The sequence below is a fragment of the Agaribacillus sp. DX54 genome, assembly GCF_056858335.1.
Window position 1 is genome coordinate 228,603 of record NZ_JBXEQE010000004.1, and the last position, 18,172, is coordinate 246,774.

Annotated in this window: 17 protein-coding genes; 12 read left to right on the top strand and 5 right to left on the bottom strand. The window is 42.5% G+C overall.

From position 1 onward, the window contains the following. Positions 1–164 precede the first annotated feature (164 nt). From lepA to AC04NP_RS06980, 8 genes are all read left to right on the top strand, one after another. Positions 165–1,955, top strand: coding sequence for a translation elongation factor 4 (lepA, locus tag AC04NP_RS06945; protein ID WP_482858791.1), 1,791 nt, complete (start codon positions 165–167; stop codon positions 1,953–1,955). 39 nt (positions 1,956–1,994) lie between these two features. After that, positions 1,995–2,870: a bifunctional methylenetetrahydrofolate dehydrogenase/methenyltetrahydrofolate cyclohydrolase FolD gene (folD, locus tag AC04NP_RS06950; protein WP_482858792.1), complete on the top strand. Its 876-nt coding sequence runs from the start codon at positions 1,995–1,997 to the stop codon at positions 2,868–2,870. Positions 2,871–2,921: 51 nt separating this feature from the next. Continuing rightward, a complete protein-coding gene (locus AC04NP_RS06955; protein ID WP_482858793.1) occupies positions 2,922–3,554 on the top strand; it encodes a 7-carboxy-7-deazaguanine synthase QueE in 633 nt (210 codons plus the stop codon). Between the two features lie 251 nt (positions 3,555–3,805). Next, on the top strand, positions 3,806–4,786 hold the full coding sequence (locus tag AC04NP_RS06960; RefSeq protein ID WP_482858794.1) for an aminodeoxychorismate synthase component I: 981 nt from the start codon (positions 3,806–3,808) through the stop codon (positions 4,784–4,786). Next, positions 4,779–5,366, top strand: a complete 588-nt coding sequence (locus AC04NP_RS06965) for an aminotransferase class IV (protein WP_482858795.1) — start codon at positions 4,779–4,781, stop codon at positions 5,364–5,366. Before AC04NP_RS06960 ends, AC04NP_RS06965 begins: the two co-directional genes overlap by 8 nt. Before the next feature lie 54 nt (positions 5,367–5,420). Continuing rightward, a complete protein-coding gene (locus AC04NP_RS06970; protein ID WP_482858796.1) occupies positions 5,421–7,343 on the top strand; it encodes an OmpA family protein in 1,923 nt (640 codons plus the stop codon). 6 nt (positions 7,344–7,349) lie between these two features. Then, entirely contained in the window at positions 7,350–8,777 is a 1,428-nt protein-coding gene (locus tag AC04NP_RS06975) for an ATP-dependent DNA helicase (RefSeq protein WP_482858797.1), read from the top strand. Positions 8,778–8,916: 139 nt separating this feature from the next. After that, positions 8,917–9,330 (top strand): DUF1573 domain-containing protein, encoded by a 414-nt coding sequence (locus AC04NP_RS06980; RefSeq protein WP_482858798.1) that lies wholly within the window; start codon positions 8,917–8,919, stop codon positions 9,328–9,330. A gap of 30 nt (positions 9,331–9,360) precedes the next feature. Here the strand turns inward: AC04NP_RS06980 and AC04NP_RS06985 are convergent, their stop codons facing one another. Both AC04NP_RS06985 and AC04NP_RS06990 read right to left on the bottom strand, forming a co-directional pair. After that, a complete protein-coding gene (locus AC04NP_RS06985) occupies positions 9,361–9,741 on the bottom strand; it encodes a DUF423 domain-containing protein (RefSeq protein ID WP_482858799.1) in 381 nt (126 codons plus the stop codon). Continuing rightward, positions 9,738–10,418 carry a YggS family pyridoxal phosphate-dependent enzyme gene (locus tag AC04NP_RS06990; protein ID WP_482858800.1) on the bottom strand — a complete coding sequence of 227 codons (681 nt, stop codon included), beginning with the start codon at positions 10,416–10,418 and terminating at the stop codon, positions 9,738–9,740. Before AC04NP_RS06990 ends, AC04NP_RS06985 begins: the two co-directional genes overlap by 4 nt. A 161-nt stretch (positions 10,419–10,579) precedes the next feature. Here AC04NP_RS06990 and AC04NP_RS06995 point away from each other — a divergent pair, with 161 nt between their 5' ends. The 4 genes from AC04NP_RS06995 (at position 10,580) to AC04NP_RS07010 (ending at position 15,590) form a co-directional block, all read left to right on the top strand. After that, a complete protein-coding gene (locus tag AC04NP_RS06995) occupies positions 10,580–12,139 on the top strand; it encodes a GH3 family acyl-acid amido synthetase (RefSeq protein ID WP_482858801.1) in 1,560 nt (519 codons plus the stop codon). A gap of 51 nt (positions 12,140–12,190) precedes the next feature. Continuing rightward, positions 12,191–12,835, top strand: a complete 645-nt coding sequence (locus AC04NP_RS07000) for a LysE family translocator (protein ID WP_482858802.1) — start codon at positions 12,191–12,193, stop codon at positions 12,833–12,835. Between the two features lie 201 nt (positions 12,836–13,036). Further along, complete coding sequence (locus AC04NP_RS07005) at positions 13,037–14,017, top strand: ABC transporter ATP-binding protein (protein WP_482858803.1); 981 nt, start codon at positions 13,037–13,039, stop codon at positions 14,015–14,017. 28 nt (positions 14,018–14,045) lie between these two features. After that, positions 14,046–15,590, top strand: a complete 1,545-nt coding sequence (locus tag AC04NP_RS07010) for an ABC transporter permease/substrate-binding protein (protein WP_482858804.1) — start codon at positions 14,046–14,048, stop codon at positions 15,588–15,590. Between the two features lie 22 nt (positions 15,591–15,612). Here the strand turns inward: AC04NP_RS07010 and AC04NP_RS07015 are convergent, their stop codons facing one another. The 3 genes from AC04NP_RS07015 to AC04NP_RS07025 form a co-directional block, all read right to left on the bottom strand. Then, a complete protein-coding gene (locus tag AC04NP_RS07015) occupies positions 15,613–16,245 on the bottom strand; it encodes a phosphotriesterase family protein (protein ID WP_482858805.1) in 633 nt (210 codons plus the stop codon). A gap of 148 nt (positions 16,246–16,393) precedes the next feature. Beyond that, positions 16,394–16,639 carry a hypothetical protein gene (locus AC04NP_RS07020; RefSeq protein ID WP_482858806.1) on the bottom strand — a complete coding sequence of 82 codons (246 nt, stop codon included), beginning with the start codon at positions 16,637–16,639 and terminating at the stop codon, positions 16,394–16,396. A gap of 1 nt (position 16,640) precedes the next feature. Continuing rightward, positions 16,641–18,128 carry an aminopeptidase P N-terminal domain-containing protein gene (locus AC04NP_RS07025; protein WP_482858807.1) on the bottom strand — a complete coding sequence of 496 codons (1,488 nt, stop codon included), beginning with the start codon at positions 18,126–18,128 and terminating at the stop codon, positions 16,641–16,643. Between the last annotated feature and the right edge of the window lie 44 nt (positions 18,129–18,172).

The window sequence follows — 18,172 nt, forward strand, 5'->3', positions numbered from 1 at the left end:
AATCAATCATAACTATCAAAACTATTCCCATAATTGATTCTCAATTTGCCTTGATAATTTTTAAAAACGGGGAAGCTTGCGACAATAAATTAATTCTGATTTATCCCTCGGGAATGTATCGATTAAGAATTAATTATTGCTATTTTTGCATCTCTTTTAAGTAAATGGATAAAATAAGGAACTTTTGTATCATTGCCCATATCGACCATGGTAAAAGTACCCTGGCTGACCGGTTATTACAATTCACTGATACCGTGTCGGAGCGGGAAATGCAGGATCAGTTGCTCGATGACATGGATTTGGAGAGAGAACGCGGTATTACTATAAAGAGTCATGCCATTCAAATGGAGTATGAGTTCAATGGTGAAAAGTACATTTTAAACCTTATCGATACCCCCGGTCATGTTGATTTTTCATATGAGGTTTCACGGTCTATCGCTGCCTGTGAAGGGGCCCTGCTTATTGTAGATGCTTCACAGGGCATTGAGGCTCAAACCATCTCTAACCTTTACCTGGCCCTTGACAATGACCTGGAAATCATTCCTGTTTTAAATAAAATCGACTTGCCGGGTGCCATGCCAGAGGATGTTTCTGACCAAATTGTTGATTTGATTGGATGCTCCAGGGAAGAAATCATCCATGCCAGCGGCAAAGAAGGAATCGGTATCGGGGAAATACTCGCTGCCATTATTCAAAGGATTCCTGCCCCCCAGGGAGATCCTGCCGCACCCCTGCAGGCCATGATCTTTGATTCGGTATTTAACGCCTATCGGGGCATAGAAGTATATTTCAGGGTTTTTAATGGCAGTATCAAAAAAGGTGACAAAGTAAAATTTGTAAACACCGGAAAGACTTATGATGCTGATGAAATCGGAGTACTGAAGTTAGGCCAGGAATCAAGGGATGAAATAAGTGCCGGCAATGTGGGTTATTTGATTTCGGGCATCAAAGTGGCCAAAGAGGTGAAGGTCGGCGATACCATTACGCATGTTGATAATCCCACCAAAAATGTGGTAAAGGGATTTGAAGATGTTAAACCCATGGTCTTTGCAGGGATTTACCCTGTTGAAACCAGCGAATATGAAGAATTGCGTGCCTCTATGGAAAAGCTCCAGTTAAATGATGCCTCACTGGTATGGGAACCCGAAACCTCAGTAGCTTTGGGTTTTGGATTCAGGTGCGGATTTTTAGGGATGTTACATATGGAGATTGTCCAGGAGCGACTGGAAAGGGAGTTTGGTATGACGGTGATTACTACCGTGCCTTCTGTAGAATTTCATGCGATCAAAACAGACGATGGGATTATTCCCGTGAATGCCCCCTCGGAAATGCCGGAACCCAACACCATTTCCCATATCGAAGAACCATTTATAAGGGCGCAAATTATTACCAAGTCGGACTACATTGGTGCCGTAATTGCCCTTTGTATGGATAAAAGGGGTATGATTAAAAATCAAATCTATTTGACAGCCGACAGGGTGGAGCTGACCTTTGAATTACCGTTATCGGAGATTGTATTTGATTTCTTCGATCGCCTGAAAACTATTTCGAAGGGATATGCTTCACTGGATTATGAACTGATTGGATTCAGGCAGTCCAATATGGTGAAACTGGATATCATGCTGAACGGCGAAAAAGTAGATGCACTTTCAGCCATTGTGCACAGGGACAAGGCTTATGAGTGGGGAAAAAGACTTTGTGAAAAATTACGGGAGTTGTTACCAAGGCAAATGTTTGAGATTGCCATACAAGCTGCCATTGGCACGAAGATAATTGCCAGGGAGAGTGTAAGGGCATTGAGGAAAAACGTACTAGCCAAGTGTTACGGAGGGGATATAACACGCAAGAGAAAACTTTTGGAAAAACAAAAGAAAGGCAAAAAAAGGATGCGCCAGGTAGGTAATGTGGAGATACCACAGGAAGCTTTTATGGCTGTTTTGAAACTGGAAAATTAAACGGAGCATCATTCATAAATCAATCCTTATTTAAACAACATGGCGCAACTAATTGACGGACGAAAGATCTCCAATGAAATTCTGGAAGAAATTACCACTGAGGTTCAAAAAATCCAGTCTGCGGGGGGCAAGGTACCACACCTCGCTGCTGTACTGGTTGGGGACGATGGCGCCAGCCTCACCTATGTAAATGCCAAAGTGAGGGCTTGTGAAAAGGTTGGTTTTAAATCTACACGCATTCATTTGCCTGCTTCTACCGGTGAGGAAGTATTGCTTGACAAGGTACGGGAACTGAATGACGACCCTGAAATAGACGGTTTTATTGTACAGGTGCCACTCCCGGAGCATATTGATGAGCAAAAGGTAGTAGACACCATTAAACCGGAAAAGGATGTGGATGGTTTTCACCCGGCTAACCTGGGCAGGATGCTGCTGGATTTACCCACGATGATCCCTGCCACACCCAAAGGAATCCTTTTATTGATGGAGAAAAGTAATATCGATACAGTCGGTAAAAACTGTGTGGTAATGGGCAGAAGCCATACTGTCGGAACACCGGTAAGTGTGTTGATGTCACGGAATAAAAAGACCGCCAACAGTACCGTTACGGTCACACATAGCCGCACTAAAGACCTGCCAGTCGTTACCAGGCAGGCCGACATATTGATTGTCGCCATTGGCAGGCCTGAGTTTGTTACAGGGGATATGGTGAAAGAGGGAGCGGTGGTAATTGATGTGGGAATTCACCGGGTTCCTGCCCCTGAAAAAAAATCAGGGTTTAAATTGAAAGGGGATGTGAAATTTGAGGAAGTTGAACCAAAAGCGGGTTTTATCACTCCTGTGCCCGGTGGCGTGGGGCCCATGACTATTGCCTCGCTTTTACACAATACCTTAATAGCTTCCCGTAAAAGATAGTATGTAATGATGATGAACAGCGGTTCAATCACCCGCTTTAAAAAAAATTTTATGTCAGAAACAACAATAAAAATAATAAAAAATACAGACCGTCTTCCATTGATGGAGGCATTTCATACCATTCAGGGGGAAGGCTACCACCAGGGTACATCGGCTTATTTTATCAGGTTAGGAGGTTGCGATGTAGGTTGCCACTGGTGTGATGTGAAAGAATCCTGGGATGCTTCCCTGTATCCTAAAATCAAAATAAGCAATATTGTCAGTGAAGCAGCTACCCAACCATCGAATATCGTGGTTGTCACTGGTGGTGAACCGTTAATGTATGACTTGTCTGCTTTAACAGATGAACTGAAATCCTGCAGCTTTCAAACCCACCTTGAAACCTCAGGCGCTTATCCGGTATCGGGCCGTTGGGACTGGATTTGCTTTTCACCCAAAAAATTTAAAAAACCCCAACCCGATATTTATCGACTGGCCAACGAGCTCAAAGTGGTGATTTACAATAGAAGCGACTTCACATGGGCTGAACAACATGCCGCTTTAGTCGACAAACAATGCCATCTCTACTTACAGCCCGAGTGGTCCAAACGAGAAATAATGATACCCCAAGTTGTTGACTACGTAAAACAACATCCCAAATGGCATATATCATTACAAATACATAAATACATGCACATACCTTAGGGAGGGTGGAGTTTGGGTGTGGGTTTGGGTGTGGGTGTGAGGAGGTGTTCGTGGGGGAATCTATCGTTTAAAAGGAACAATGCGGTCGGAAGGGGTAAAGGTTATGGGGAGGTATGTCCCGTAGGGACAAAATATTGGTAGGGGTGATTAGATTTTGTAATCAAATTATGATAAACGAGGATGGGGTGATTAGATTTCGGATTCAAATTATGATAAACGAGGATGGGGTGATTAGATTTCGGATTCAAATTATGATAAAAAACGAAAGCGTCAGGCAATTTCAAATGATGAATGAATTGGGAAGGGAGCAGGTTCCCTTTTTGTTTATCATTGATTTCGAAATGAAAAACCCAATCGTCATTCCTGTGAAGGACCTGCCCGGATTTCCTGTTTTATTCGACGTCAATGGGTACCGGAATTTTTCGCATCATTCAGACATAGTCAAAGCTGTCAACATGGAAAAACGGCCCATTTCCTACCCCCAATACAAAAAAAGCTACGACATCGTATCCAAAAACCTTCAATACGGGAATTCATTCCTGGTCAACCTTACCCACAAAACAGAGATAAGTATTAACCTGGATTTTCCTACCCTCTTTTTTCAAAGTGCTGCCAAGTATAAGCTGCTGTATGATAACCGGTTTCTGGTGTTTTCCCCCGAGACTTTTATTACGATTAAAAAGGGTGAAATCGCCTCGTTTCCTATGAAAGGCACCATTGGGAAAGACTTTCCCAACGCTGAAGAAACCATCCTGAATGACCCTAAGGAACTGGCTGAGCATGTAACCATTGTCGATCTGATAAGAAACGATTTGAGCCGGGTAGCTACCGGAGTCAAGACGAAAAGGTTCCGGTTTATCGATGAGATCAGAACCCATCAAAAAAATTTGTTACAAGTGAGTTCGGAGATAACCGGCCGGTTGGACAAAAACTACACGGAGAAAATAGGAGATATCCTGATTTCCTTACTTCCTGCGGGTTCTGTCAGCGGAGCCCCCAAGACAAAAACGATGGACATTATCAAGCAAAGTGAAAAAGGCGACCGGGGATTTTTTACAGGAATTTTTGGTTATTTTAACGGCAGGGATCTGGATAGCGGGGTGATGATCAGATTTATGGAAAAAGCAGAAGGAAGCTGTTTTTTCAGAAGTGGCGGAGGTATTACCGTGAACAGTGATCCCAAATTGGAATATCAGGAAATGATTGACAAAGTGTATGTGCCGCTTGCTTGAGTCATTAAAAATCACAGCTTCGGGAATAAAAAACCTGGATTTTCACAACCAAAGGTTTAACCATGCCCGTTCAGCGCTATTCGGCCTGAAAAAAAAGGCCGACCTCTCACATTTTATTCAGCTTCCACCCTTAAAAAATTCCGAAATTATTAAATGCAGGATCATTTACCAGGAAGAAATAATAAAAATTGAATATATTTCCTACAAAAGAAAAGACATTAACACATTGAAGGTGGTCTATGATGATGATGTAAACTATGAATATAAATTTGAAGATCGCACGCATCTTACCGATCTTTGTCATCGCAAAGGTGAATGTGATGACATACTTATAGTAAAGCGCGGTATGGTAACGGACTTTTCATATGGGAACATCATCTTCTATGACGGGAAGCAGTGGGTAACGCCGGCCACTCCGTTACTGGCCGGTACTATGCGTGCATCATTGATCCGGTCAAATAGGATTATTGAAAAGAATATCACAATCAGAGATTTGGATCAATATAAAAGCTTTAAGCTGATCAATGCGCTTTTCGGCTTTGATGCGCCGGAACAGCCCGTTGGAAATATCATCAGGTGAAAATCATTTAACGCTAATTTGCGTTATTAAAATAAGTTTTTTTATGACGTTTTTATGAAAGAGGTATTAATTATTTTACTATCACTCAACTGTTTTAACCTTTTTGCCCAAAGAAATCAAGCCTATACTTCCAGATCCAAAAAGGCCATCGCCTATTACCAGGAGTCTGAGATGTTTATGGTTAGAAGGCAGTATGAACAGGCAATTAAACTATTGGATCTTGCTACAGATAAAGATGATGATTTTGTAGAGGCTTACAATAGAAAAGGATATATATATGGTTTGATGAGATACCAGGAAGAAGCCAAAATGAACTATCTCAAGGTGGTAGAACTGGAACCGAAAAACCCCAAATTTTCTAATGCCTACTATTTTTTATCAGAGATTGCGCTTAAAAACGGCGATTATGATAAGGCAAAGGAATTAGTCGATAGATTTCTGTCCATTCAGCCTGTCGATAGAAAGCTGGCCCCTCAGGCCGGAAAAATTTTGCAAAGTATTCAGTATGCCAGGGATAATATGGGAAACAGGCTTCCTTTCAACGCAAGACCGTTGCCTGACAAGGTCAATGCACTTTCATTACAGTACTTCCCTGTATTGACCGCAGACCAGCAATCCATCATTTTTACGGGTAGAAAAGGATTGTCAGCCAATTATGACGAGGATCTCTATATCAGTGAAAAAGATGAAAATGGTGAATGGTCCAGGCCGGTTTCCATATCGGACATGATCAATACCTCCAACAACGAAGGTACCTGCACCATTTCAGGTGATGGAAGGACATTGATTTTTACTTCATGCCTGGGACGGAAAGGTTATGGAAGCTGTGATTTGTTTATAAGCTATAAAATCGGAGATGAATGGACCAGACCCAAGAATCTGGGAAGTGGTGTCAACAGCAGATACTGGGAGTCGCAACCTTCCTTGTCGGCTGACGGACGTACCCTGTACTTTGTATCGGACCGGCCCGGAGGTTTGGGAAAACGGGACATCTATGTCAGCTATCTTAAAAAAGATGGCATCTGGTCTCCTCCCGTAAACCTGAGCAAGCCAGTGAACACCAAGGAAGATGAGGTATCGCCATTCATTCATGCTAATGGTCAGACACTGTATTTTGCTTCCGATGGTCATCCCGGATTTGGTAGCTTTGATCTTTTTTATTCCGAATTATCTGACAATGTATGGCAGAAACCAAAAAATCTGGGTTATCCAATCAATACCTATGAAGAACAGGTGTCTCTGTTTGTAACCTCAGATGGCAAAAGAGGCTATTATTCAAACGAAAACCTGAGCAAAAGGGTAGGGGCAAAAAGTGCTTTGTACGAATTTGATATGCCTCAGGAAATTCAGGTCAGCCATAAAAGTAATTTCGTAAAAGGCCGGGTCATTGACAGCGAAACCCGGGAATACCTTAGCGCCAGGGTAGAATTATTCGACCTGTTGCCCAATGAAATGATTTCTTCAGTGACTTCCGATAAGGTAAGCGGAGAATACCTGATGGTCATCACCGAAGGGAAAGAATATGCCTTGTATGTTAATAAAACAGGTTATCTGTTTAAGAGCCTGGCTTTTGACTATCAAGGTGCATCCCAGCTTGACCCGGTTTCAATAGATATATACCTGGATCCTATAAAAACCGGAACTGCGACCATACTTAACAACCTGTTTTTCGATTTTGACAAATACGAGCTCCAAGAGAAGTCTATCACCGAATTGGAGAAAGTCAGACGATTTCTGGAAGAAAACCCGACAGTCAACATCGGCATTGCAGGGCATACCGACAACTCCGGCTCCGCCAGCTATAACAAAGAGTTATCCGTCAACCGGGCCAAGTCTGTTTACAGGTACCTCATAAAACAGGGCATCAGGGAAAACCGTCTCAAATTCAGGGGGTATGGCCAGGAAAAGCCTATCGCGCCTAATGATACCGAAGAAAATAAACAAAAAAACCGTCGCATCGAATTTGTGATTTTGTAAAAGTCAATGACCCGATATTTAGCCAAACCTTCGGAGGCCCTTACCAAAAAGTTTCCATTTCAGCCAACCCGGGGGCAGTTGCAGCTTTTTGGCCTGCTAGACGATTTTATTCCGGAAAAAAACAAGGAAAAATCGACGCTGCTGATTAAAGGTTATGCGGGAACAGGCAAGACCTCGGTGGTAACGTCGCTGGTTAAGGTGTTGAAATATTATAATTATAAATCCTTGCTTATGGCTCCTACCGGCAGGGCGGCCAAAGTAATGGCCCAGTATGCCGGAAGAAAGGCATTTACCATCCATAAAATCATCTATAAAGTCGGGCAGGATGACAACGAGTCATTAACTTTCAAAAGGCAGAAAAACTACCACAGAAACACCATTTTCATTGTAGATGAGGTTTCAATGGTTACAGACCAGGCAGAATTTGGCACCAACAGCCTGTTGGCAGATCTTATGTGGTTTGTGTTTGAGGAACCTTCCAACAAACTGATTTTGATTGGCGACAACGCCCAGTTACCTCCGGTAGGACAACAGGAAAGCCCTGCCCTGCAACTTGACCACCTGTTAACCAATTTTGCCTTACACATTGAATCCGTCGAGTTCACCGAAGTCATGCGCCAGGAACAACATTCCGGGATTCTGCTGAATGCGACCAACCTTAGGGAAAAAATCATGGCCAACCAATTTGAAATACATTTTAAAACCAGGGGATTCAAGGACGTTTTCAGGATGGGAAATCAAAAAATGGAGGATGGCTTAAGATATGCCTATGATAAATTTGGCATTGAAAATACCATTATAATCTGCCGGTCCAATAAAAACGCCGTGGCTTACAACCAGTTTATCAGGCGTACCATTCATTTTTATGAAAATGAGCTGGAAGTAGGAGATTACCTGATGGTGGTAAGAAACAATTATGCCGTACTACCCCAGGACTCGCAGGCGGGGTTTTTGGCTAACGGGGACTTTGTGGAGGTGATGAAGGTAGGCCTGATTGAAGAAATGTACGGTTTCAGGTTTGCCAATCTGGACCTGCGATTGATTGATTATCCTTCAGAACCCGTTTTACAGGCGAAAGTACTACTGAATACCCTTTATTCACACAGCACTGCTTTAAGTGAACAGGAGAACAGGCACTTATACAGGGGCGTGATGGAAGATTACCGGGACCTGGCATCAAAAAAAGAAAGAGCAAAGGCCTTGAAAAGTGACCCTTATCTAAATGCTATTCAGGTAAAATTTGCTTACGCACTCACCTGTCATAAATCCCAGGGGGGGCAATGGAAGGTGGTATTTTTAGATCAGGGTTATTTGCTGAAAGAGAGGATTGACAAAGAATACCTTAGATGGTTGTACACAGCCGTAACCAGGGCCACACAGGAACTCTATTTATTGAATTTCAATAACGAATTCTTTGAAAACAACAAGAACTAAAGTGTTAAAAACGGTGTTATCATAAGCATTTAACCTGAGGATATTTATTACATCGGCCAGGTAATTAAATTAAATGTCGGTATTATAATTGTTTCTCAAATACTTACGTTATAAATTTGGAATAACAAAGACAAGCGAAATGAAAAAGATAATCTTAGTTTTAGCATTTTTATTGGCGAATGTGGCTGTTCAGGCCCAGCAAAAGAAAGAAAACCAGTCAACCGGCGGTCCGGTTTTGGCATTTGCCGAAGACCGGTATGAGTTTGGTGATATTAAGCAAGGTGATAAGGTAGAGCACACCTTTGATTTCGAAAATACGGGAAATGAGCCTTTGATCATTTCAAATGTATTGACAACATGCGGGTGCACCGTGCCAAAGTGGCCCAGAGAACCCATAGCTCCGGGTGGTACAGGCAAAATAGAGGTAGTTTTTAACAGTACCAATAAATCCGGCGTACAAAACAAAGTCGTTACCATACTTTCAAATGCCGGTGAAGGACGTACCAAAGTGACATTGTATGGAAACGTTCTTGTAGGAGAATCAGCCAACTAGTAAAAAATCAATCGACATGTAAGCCGGGGCTTACCCGGCTTTTTTTATACCAAAATAAATCAGAAATCCCCATCCTGCGATCATTAAAACCCCTCCGATTGGCGTAATAGCGCCCCAGATCCCGGTATTGGTCAAACACAAAATATATAAGGACCCCGAAAAAATGATAACGCCTGACAAAAACAACAGGGCTGCTGATTTTAAAAACCTGTGATTTTCCGATTTCATAAAAATTGAAAGAAACAAAAGCGCGAGGGCATGGTAAAACTGGTATTTTACGGCAGTTTCAAAAGTATCCAATCGACCTGTTTCAACCAGGTAAGGCTTTAGCGAATGGGCCCCGAAGGCTCCCAGTGCCACAGCCAAAAGCCCTAACACCGCACCGGCTACCAACACTTGATTCTTGTTCATCTTGCCTGATAGTTACGTTCTCCAAAAATGGCACTGCCGATCCTGACTATAGTGGCCCCTTCCTCGATGGCGATTTCATAATCACCACTCATGCCCATAGAAAGTTCTTTCATGTCCAGGCGTGGACTTCGATACGCGTTCTTTAATCTGTCGAACAGGGATTTCAGGTACCGGAATTCCGTCCTGACCTGGTTTTTGTCCATGGTGTTGGTGGCCATCCCCATTAATCCTTTTATCTGAATATTATGCATTTCTTCAAATTCCGGGCTTTCAATTAAATAAAATAACTCATCTTCATTCAAACCGAATTTCGTCGATTCTGAAGCGATGTGTACCTGCAAAAGACAAGGGATTATCCGGTCTGCTTTTACCCCTTGCTTATTGATCTCCTTTAGCAATTTCAGGCTATCGACGGCGTGAATCAGATAAACGAAGTCAGCAATGTATTTCACCTTGTTCCGCTGTAAGTGTCCAATCATATGCCATCTGATATCCTTGGGCAGGGCTTCATGCTTAACTACCAGATCCTGAATCTTATTCTCCCCAAAATCTTTGAAACCGCCTTCATAAGCGTTTAGAATTAGCGCATTAGGCTTGGTTTTGCTTACCGCAACCAGGCGGCACCCGGTTCCGGAAAGTTTTTTTTCGAATTCTTTAATGTTATTTTTAACATCCATTTTATAAATATTGATTAACTTTATAATAGATAACCATGATTTATTATGGCAAATAAATTAAATTCAGGGGACAATTTATCCATGGTTATCGATAATTCCGGGGATGGACATTTTTTGAGTATGGACATTAGACCACATTTAATTCAGGGAATAGAAAGTATATGCCGCTTTTAGCTACTTTACTGAAAAAAGGTATCAGAATCAGGGAAAGTTTAGACCAGGAGTACTCTTCCCCCTTTGAGCTTCAAAAACTGGAACTTAAAAAGCTGTTAATTACCGCCAACCTAACCGAATTCGGAAGAAAATATTGCTTCTGGGAGGTGCTGAACGAATTTAAAAGCTATAGAAGGTACAGTTTTTATGAGAAGTTTAAAGAGAACATTCCGGTATATAATTACAACAAAATTTACAATGAGTGGTGGTACAAAAACAGGGCTGGAAAATTTAATGTTTGCTGGCCGGGAAGAGTAAAATATTTTGCCCTCAGCTCGGGCACTTCGGAGGCCTCGTCCAAATATATTCCAATTACCAAGGACATGATAAAAGCGGTTAGAAAAACCAGTATCAGGCAAATTCTAACCCTTTCCAAATATGATCTCCCCGACAGATTGTTCAATTCGGGCATTTTAATGCTTGGAGGAAGTACACATTTGAATTTCAACGGCACCTATTTCGAGGGAGACCTGAGTGGTATTACTGCCAGCCAACTGCCCTTTTGGTTTCAGCATTTTTATAAACCGGGAAAAAAGATTTCGCAAAATACTGACTGGAATGCTAAACTGGATGAAATCACCATCAACGCCAAGGATTGGGATATCGGTGTTATTGTCGGGGTTCCGGCCTGGATTCAAATTTTATTGGAAAAGATTATCGATTTCTATGGGGTAAATACTATCCATGATATATGGCCCAATTTAATGATTTACGTCCATGGGGGTGTATCTTTCCATCCTTACAAAAAGGGCTTCGAAAAACTGTTTGCCAGGCCTCTGAAATATATAGAAACATACCTGGCGTCAGAGGGTTTTATCGCATTTCAGGCATTCCCCGACACGAATTCCATGAGGTTGGTGCTGAATAATGACATTTTTTACGAGTTCATCCCCTTTAATGAAGAGAATTTCGACTGTGACGGAGAGCTCATTGACAAACCGCAAACCTTAATGATCGATCAGGTAGAAGCGGGTAAGGAGTATGCCTTGCTGTTATCTACCTGTGCCGGCACATGGCGCTATTTGATCGGGGATGTCATCAAATTTGTCTCAGTGGAGGATTGCGAAATCGTCATCACAGGCAGGACCAAACATTTTTTGAGTTTATGTGGTGAACACTTGTCGGTAGAAAACATGAACAGGGCCATAGAGTTAGTGGCTGATGAACTAAACATTAATATCAAGGAATTCTCTGTCACAGGAATACCGTATGACACGTTATTCGCACATCATTGGTATATCGGTACCGATGATGAAGTCAGTGCCATTCAACTGAAGGAAAGGATCGATCATCATTTGAAAATACTCAATGATGATTACCGTGTGGAGCGGAGTGCTGCCTTAAAAGAGATTTTTGTGGATGTATTGTCGCCTAAGATGTTTTACAATTGGCTTAAACTTCAAGGCAAAGAGGGAGGACAAAACAAATTTCCAAGGGTGCTTAAAAAAATTCAATTGGAAAAATGGAAGGCATTTTTAGAAAGTGAGACATCTATGGACCTGAAGTAACGCTTTTTATTTCCATCGGGAGATGCTTCATGGAGGAACCAAAGGCAATGTATGGGAACATTTGAAGCCATTACCAAGGGGCTGGCAGCAGGAATGATTTTGACCATTATGATTGGTCCGGTGTTTTTTGCCTTGTTGCAAAATAGCCTTGAAAAAGGTTATAAGGCCGCCTTTCACATGACCATCGGTATTTCGATCAGCGATGCATTCTATATTACGATCTGTTATTTTGGCATCGCACAATTTGCCAAAGATCAGAGGTTTCAATTGTGGCTGGGTATCATCGGAGGATGTATTATGCTGGCTTTGGGACTTTTGAGCCTGCTCAAATCGACGACAAAAAGACCGCCGCGTAATGGCAACAATAAGTCATCCGGTTTTATCAGGCAAATGTTGAAGGGAATGGTTATTAACGGTTTAAACCCCTCGGTTTTAATTTTTTGGCTGGGTATTGTAAGCGTGGCTACTGTCAACTACCAGTTTAAGCAACAAGGATTGTTATTCTTTTTCGGTACGATTATCCTGACCGTTTTTATCACCGATAACCTGAAAGCCTATCTCTCTGATAAATTAAGCCCTGTTATCACAATCAGGTTTATAAGGATCATGAACTCTGTAGTAGGTATTGCCTTTTTGATTTTCTCCATAAAACTTTTCCATTTTGCCTACAAGATAGGATTTGAAAACCTGTTTTAACCCTTTGCATCCTATTCTCCATTATTCCACCAATTCACCACTTCATCACTCCACCATTCCACCAATTCACTATTCCCCCATTCCATTTTCCATCACCCCCTAGTGTCCCCTTTCCCCCAAAATACCCAAACCGACACCCAAACTTGTTGCAGTTGAAATCTTGGCTTATGCCATATATTTATTAAGTTTAAAGAAAAAAGTATGATCGCTGTCCACGAAATCAGCAAGGTCTATAACGATAAAAATGTAGTTGATCATGTCTCTTTTGAGGTGAAGAAAGGCGAAACCCTTGTTTTGTTAGGCACCAGTGGTTCCGGTAAAACAACTACCCTGAAAATGCTTAACCGGCTTGTGCCGCCTACGGCGGGAAGTATCCATATAGACGGAGAGGATATCATGGCTGAACCCCCTGAAAAGCTTAGATTGCGGATCGGGTATGTTATTCAAAACATCGGATTGTTCCCACATTATACAGTAGCCGAAAACATAGCCACTGTGCCGGTGCTGTTAAACTGGGAAGAGGACCGGATAAGTGAACGTATCGCATCCCTTCTTCGACTGATGGGATTGCCACAGGAGATGGCGGAACGATATCCCTCTGAGTTGAGTGGTGGTCAGAAGCAGCGGGTGGGTCTTGCCAGGGCCTTGGCAGCCGATCCTCCTATAGTTTTACTGGATGAACCTTTCGGGGCACTCGACCCAATTACGCGAAGGCAAATTCAAACTGAGTTCAAGGAGTTGGAAACCCTGCTGGATAAAACCATGGTACTGGTCACCCATGATATCTTCGAAGCTATAGAACTGGGAGATAGAATATGTCTGATGCATGAGGGGAAAATTCAGCAGATCGGTACACCCCTGGCGCTTATCTTTGAACCGGCCAACGAGTTTGTGTGGGATTATTTTAAAACACAGCGTTTCCAACTTGAAATGAAGGTACTGACGTTAAAGGATTTGTTGCCTGAGATAGAACCTTTTGACTCCGGCTTAGGTGAAAAGATTATTTTCAATGAAGAAACCAGCTTTCTGGATACTATGGAAAGGCTTGAAGCCAATAAAAACGATGCTTTCCAGATTGCTATTTTTAATGAAAAACGGCAAAACATGCATTTTACCAGAAAAGACAAACTATGGGTAGCTTTCAATAAAGTAAAAGAAAAACTGATTAATAAAGCCAATTGATGACTTAATAATGGGTGTTCTCAAATTTATGATTGATAACCTGGGTGAAATCTGGGAACAAACGATTGAACATTTATGGATAACACTCGTGGCGATGATTATTGCCACGTTGCTGGGTATATTGCTGGGCGTGATCCTGACCCGGGCCGAAAAACTATCTGCTCCGATAATTGGTTTGGTGGGTATATTTCAAACCGTTCCGAGCCTGGCTTTACTCGGTTTCATGATCCCGGTTTTTGGTATTGGTGTAGTGCCGGCTATTATTGCACTTTTTCTTTATGCGCTGCTACCTATTGTAAGAAATACGTATACAGGCATTCTTAAAGTGGATCCGGCCATCAAGGAGGCAGCTATCGGTATGGGCATGACAGATTTGCAATTGTTGAGAAAAGTGGAAATTCCACTGGCTACCCCCATTATATTTGCCGGAATCAGAACGGCGTTTGTTATCAATGTAGGGGTAGCCACACTGTGCGCATTAATCGCAGCCGGTGGTTTAGGGGAATTCATATTCAGGGGTATTGCACTGAACAACGTAAACATGATATTTGCCGGGGCTATTCCAGCCGCATTGCTGGCGTTATTTTTCGATTTTGTTTTAGCAAAAATTCAGGAAAGGGTTCAGGTGCTGATCAGGCCTATGCTTATTGGGTTTAGTGTGCTTTTTTTATTGGTGATTGTTTTTGTCACATGGGGCAGCCGTTCTAAAAATGTACTCAAAGCAGGGTTCCCTTCTGAATTTATCTACCGGGAGGATGGATTTATAGGGTTGAAGAAAGCTTATGACCTGGATCTGGAAACCACGGAACTGGATGCCGGTTTAATGTACCAGGCTGTGAAGAATGAGGAAGTGGATATTGTGGGTGGCTACACGACGGATGGGAGGATCAGGGCCTATAACCTGAAAATCCTCACGGATGATAAAAACTACTTCCCTCCATACTTTGCCGCACCGATTGTTCGCGGTGCCACATTGCGCAGGTACCCTGAGTTAAAAGGGGTATTTGATCTGCTGGCCAATAAAATATCAGATACTGAAATGGCACAGATGAATTATGAAGTGGATGAAAACAAAAGGGAGCCAAAAGCTGTGGCAAAAGATTTTTTGGCGTCGATGGGGTTAAACACGCAAGTAGACAGGACCGGGGAAGCGGACATTGCCATAGGATCAAAAAATTTTACGGAAAGCTATATTCTGGCACAAATGTTTGCCATACTTGTAGAAAACTACAGTGACCTGACGGTTTCGCTCAAACTTGGGTTTGGTGGTACAAAACTAAACCTGGATGCCCTGGCTGGTGGCGATATTGACCTGTATCCCGAATATTCCGGCACCGGATTGCTGCTGCTTATCAAACCACCCCAAAATGTCCTGGACAGCCTGATCGATGACAAAGACAAGGTTTACCACTATGTGAAAAAGAAATCCCGTGAAGATCATGATTTTGAATGGCTGGCACCGCTGGGTTTCAATAATACCCATGCCCTGTTGATGCGGGAAGAATATGCGAATGAACATGGCATTCAAAGTATTACAGACCTCAGCACTTACATAAAATCCCTTAATGATTGACCTGTGATGATTCCGTGAAAAATCAATGAATTTTCCGGATGTTTATTTCAAAAGCACGCTGTGGGTTGTCTACCAGTAACTGACGGATTTCCTTATCTGAAAAACCCGCCGCTTTTAAACGTGGTAGTAAGATTTTAAAAAGTGACGTATAAGCCCTGAATTTACCACCATTCACCTCGCCAGGGCTATACCATCCTGCATCATGCGATATTAAGGCGTTGCTTAGTAGTCCATAGGTTTTCAAATTTTTTAACATTTGCAGGTAATGATCCGGATTGTTATCATTCAGTCCATCCAAACTTATCCACGCCCCCTCTTTAGCGGCCTTGATATGGTTTTCCAGGTCCTTTTCCGCCTGTGCATGAACCCAGATGAAGGCATCCGGAGCCACTCCCTCTCTTTTAAGTAATTCTATTTCTTCCAATGCGGGAACAGCCGTGCCCGTATGTGAGGCAATGGTTAGCCCTGTTTGCAGGTGGGTCCTGGCCGCGGCGGTGACTAGTTTTTGATGAATTTTGGATAGATTGCCTCTATCCACGCCTATTTTTATGAAACCAGGCCTGATATTCGTGCCATTTATGCCAGACTCCCACTCCCCGATCCACCTGGCGGCCAATTGATCGGCCTCATAGATCTTTTGGTAAAGCTCAAGCATGGAATCAGGAATGGTTTTGACAGAAAGGTTAGGGATATGTTGAAAGTATGCTGGAGGTTTGTTATCTTTTGGGTAACTATAAAGATAGAGTGAAACCGGTTTTTTAAGCTTTTCCAGTCGCTCCGAAACCAGCTTTTTACATGCCAGATCATTTGTAAAGACAATAACTGTCGCCTTCTATCAGCAGATGAGTAGGTTGGCCATCGTCATTTTTGATGGTATTTTCTTTTATTTCACTTAAAACAGGCATCCGGGTTTCCCCGTTTTCTTCAAAAGCTTCTGGTATATTCATCCACACAATACCATATTTAGCGGTTTTGATCCTTTTGTTCGCTTTTTCCAACTGTATTCTCAACCGCCCGATTTCTGCCAGTAGATCTTCTTCTTTTGGCATTTTATTTATTGTCAATATCCGGCATTTTTATAGCATCGAAGGGGCTGGGTGCATCCATCAGGGCCTCAATTTCATCACTTTTTCTTGGTGCCATGTCCGAAAGCAATTCACACCCCTCTTCGGTGACCAAAAAGTCATCTTCTATCCTTACCGGAATATTCCACCATTTCTTGTCTGCGGGGCTGCCTTCGGGAATGTATATTCCTGGCTCTATCGTGATGACCATGTTTGCTTTCAATACATCGTACTCTCCCTTATCGTGGACGTCAAGTCCTATATGATGGCAGCAACCGTGTGGATAGTACCGATTCCTCCCGGTTTCCGGGTTGATAATATCGGTGCTGTCTGTACTTTTATAAAGCCCAAGCTCAACCAATCCTTCATTAATCACCATAGCTGTGGCATCATATAACTTTTTAAAAGGGGTACCTTCCCTGCAAATTTCGATAGCGGCCTCCTGTGCCTTGTACACAAGATCATATATCGTTTTTTGCTCCTTCGTGAATTTCCCGTTAACCGGGATCGTCCTGGTTACGTCGGCCGTATAACCGTGATACTCTGCGCCCAGATCCATAAGTATCAGTTCTCCGTCTTCTACCGAGGGTTTGTAATTGTCAATGTAATGTAAGACACAGCCGTTATGACCGGCCCCTACAATACTTGGATATCCTTCATACTCAGCCTGATAGATTTTGTAGACATATTCATGCAAACCCTGAATTTCTGCTTCGGACATGCCCGGTCGCATGGCTTTCATGACCTCCCTTTGCCCAATGGCCGAAATGTTCACCGCTCTTCGCAGCAAAGTCAGCTCTTCGGGTTTTTTAATGCCTCTCAACCTGCTCATGATCATATTGAGTGATGTAACATCGAGGTTATTCTTTTTTGGCTCAATTTTCAGCACGGGTGATTGATCCGGATAGTTTATTTTTTCTTTGAAAACCTCGATCAGGTCATAAAGATCGGCTTTCTCCTTTGTTTGGCGTACATCATTTTTAAAGTCGTAAAACAAAACTTTGTCAAACCGGGAAAAATCAATGGGGAATTTTTTGAAATCCGGTCCTTCCAGTGCAATTTGAAATCCCAACCTTTCCATAGCCCCTTCCTTACCCAGCCGGGCACCGTCGTAAAGCTCTTTCAAGGCATTATGGGCCCTGACAAATAGGATCTCGTTAAGCGTAGTCTTTATTAAATTTTGTTCCTCTTTGAAAACCAACAATACTGAATGGGGCTCCCTGTGACCGGTCAAATAGTAGAAATCAGGGTCCTGGTGGTATACGAAATTTACGTCGTTAGAACGATTGCGGATAGGATTTGAAAAGAAGACAGCCACAGAATTTTCTGGCATTTCATCCCGCAACGCCTGCCTCCGCTCTTTGTGAAAGTCACTCGGCAAATAATCTGTGGGCCTGTCCGCAGTCTGACCAACACAAAATACGGAAATTATCAAGGCGAAAAAAAGGGTTAATATCGAAGTCAGTACTTTCATATCCGGATATATGTAATAAAAGTAGGCAATTAGGAATGAAAAAG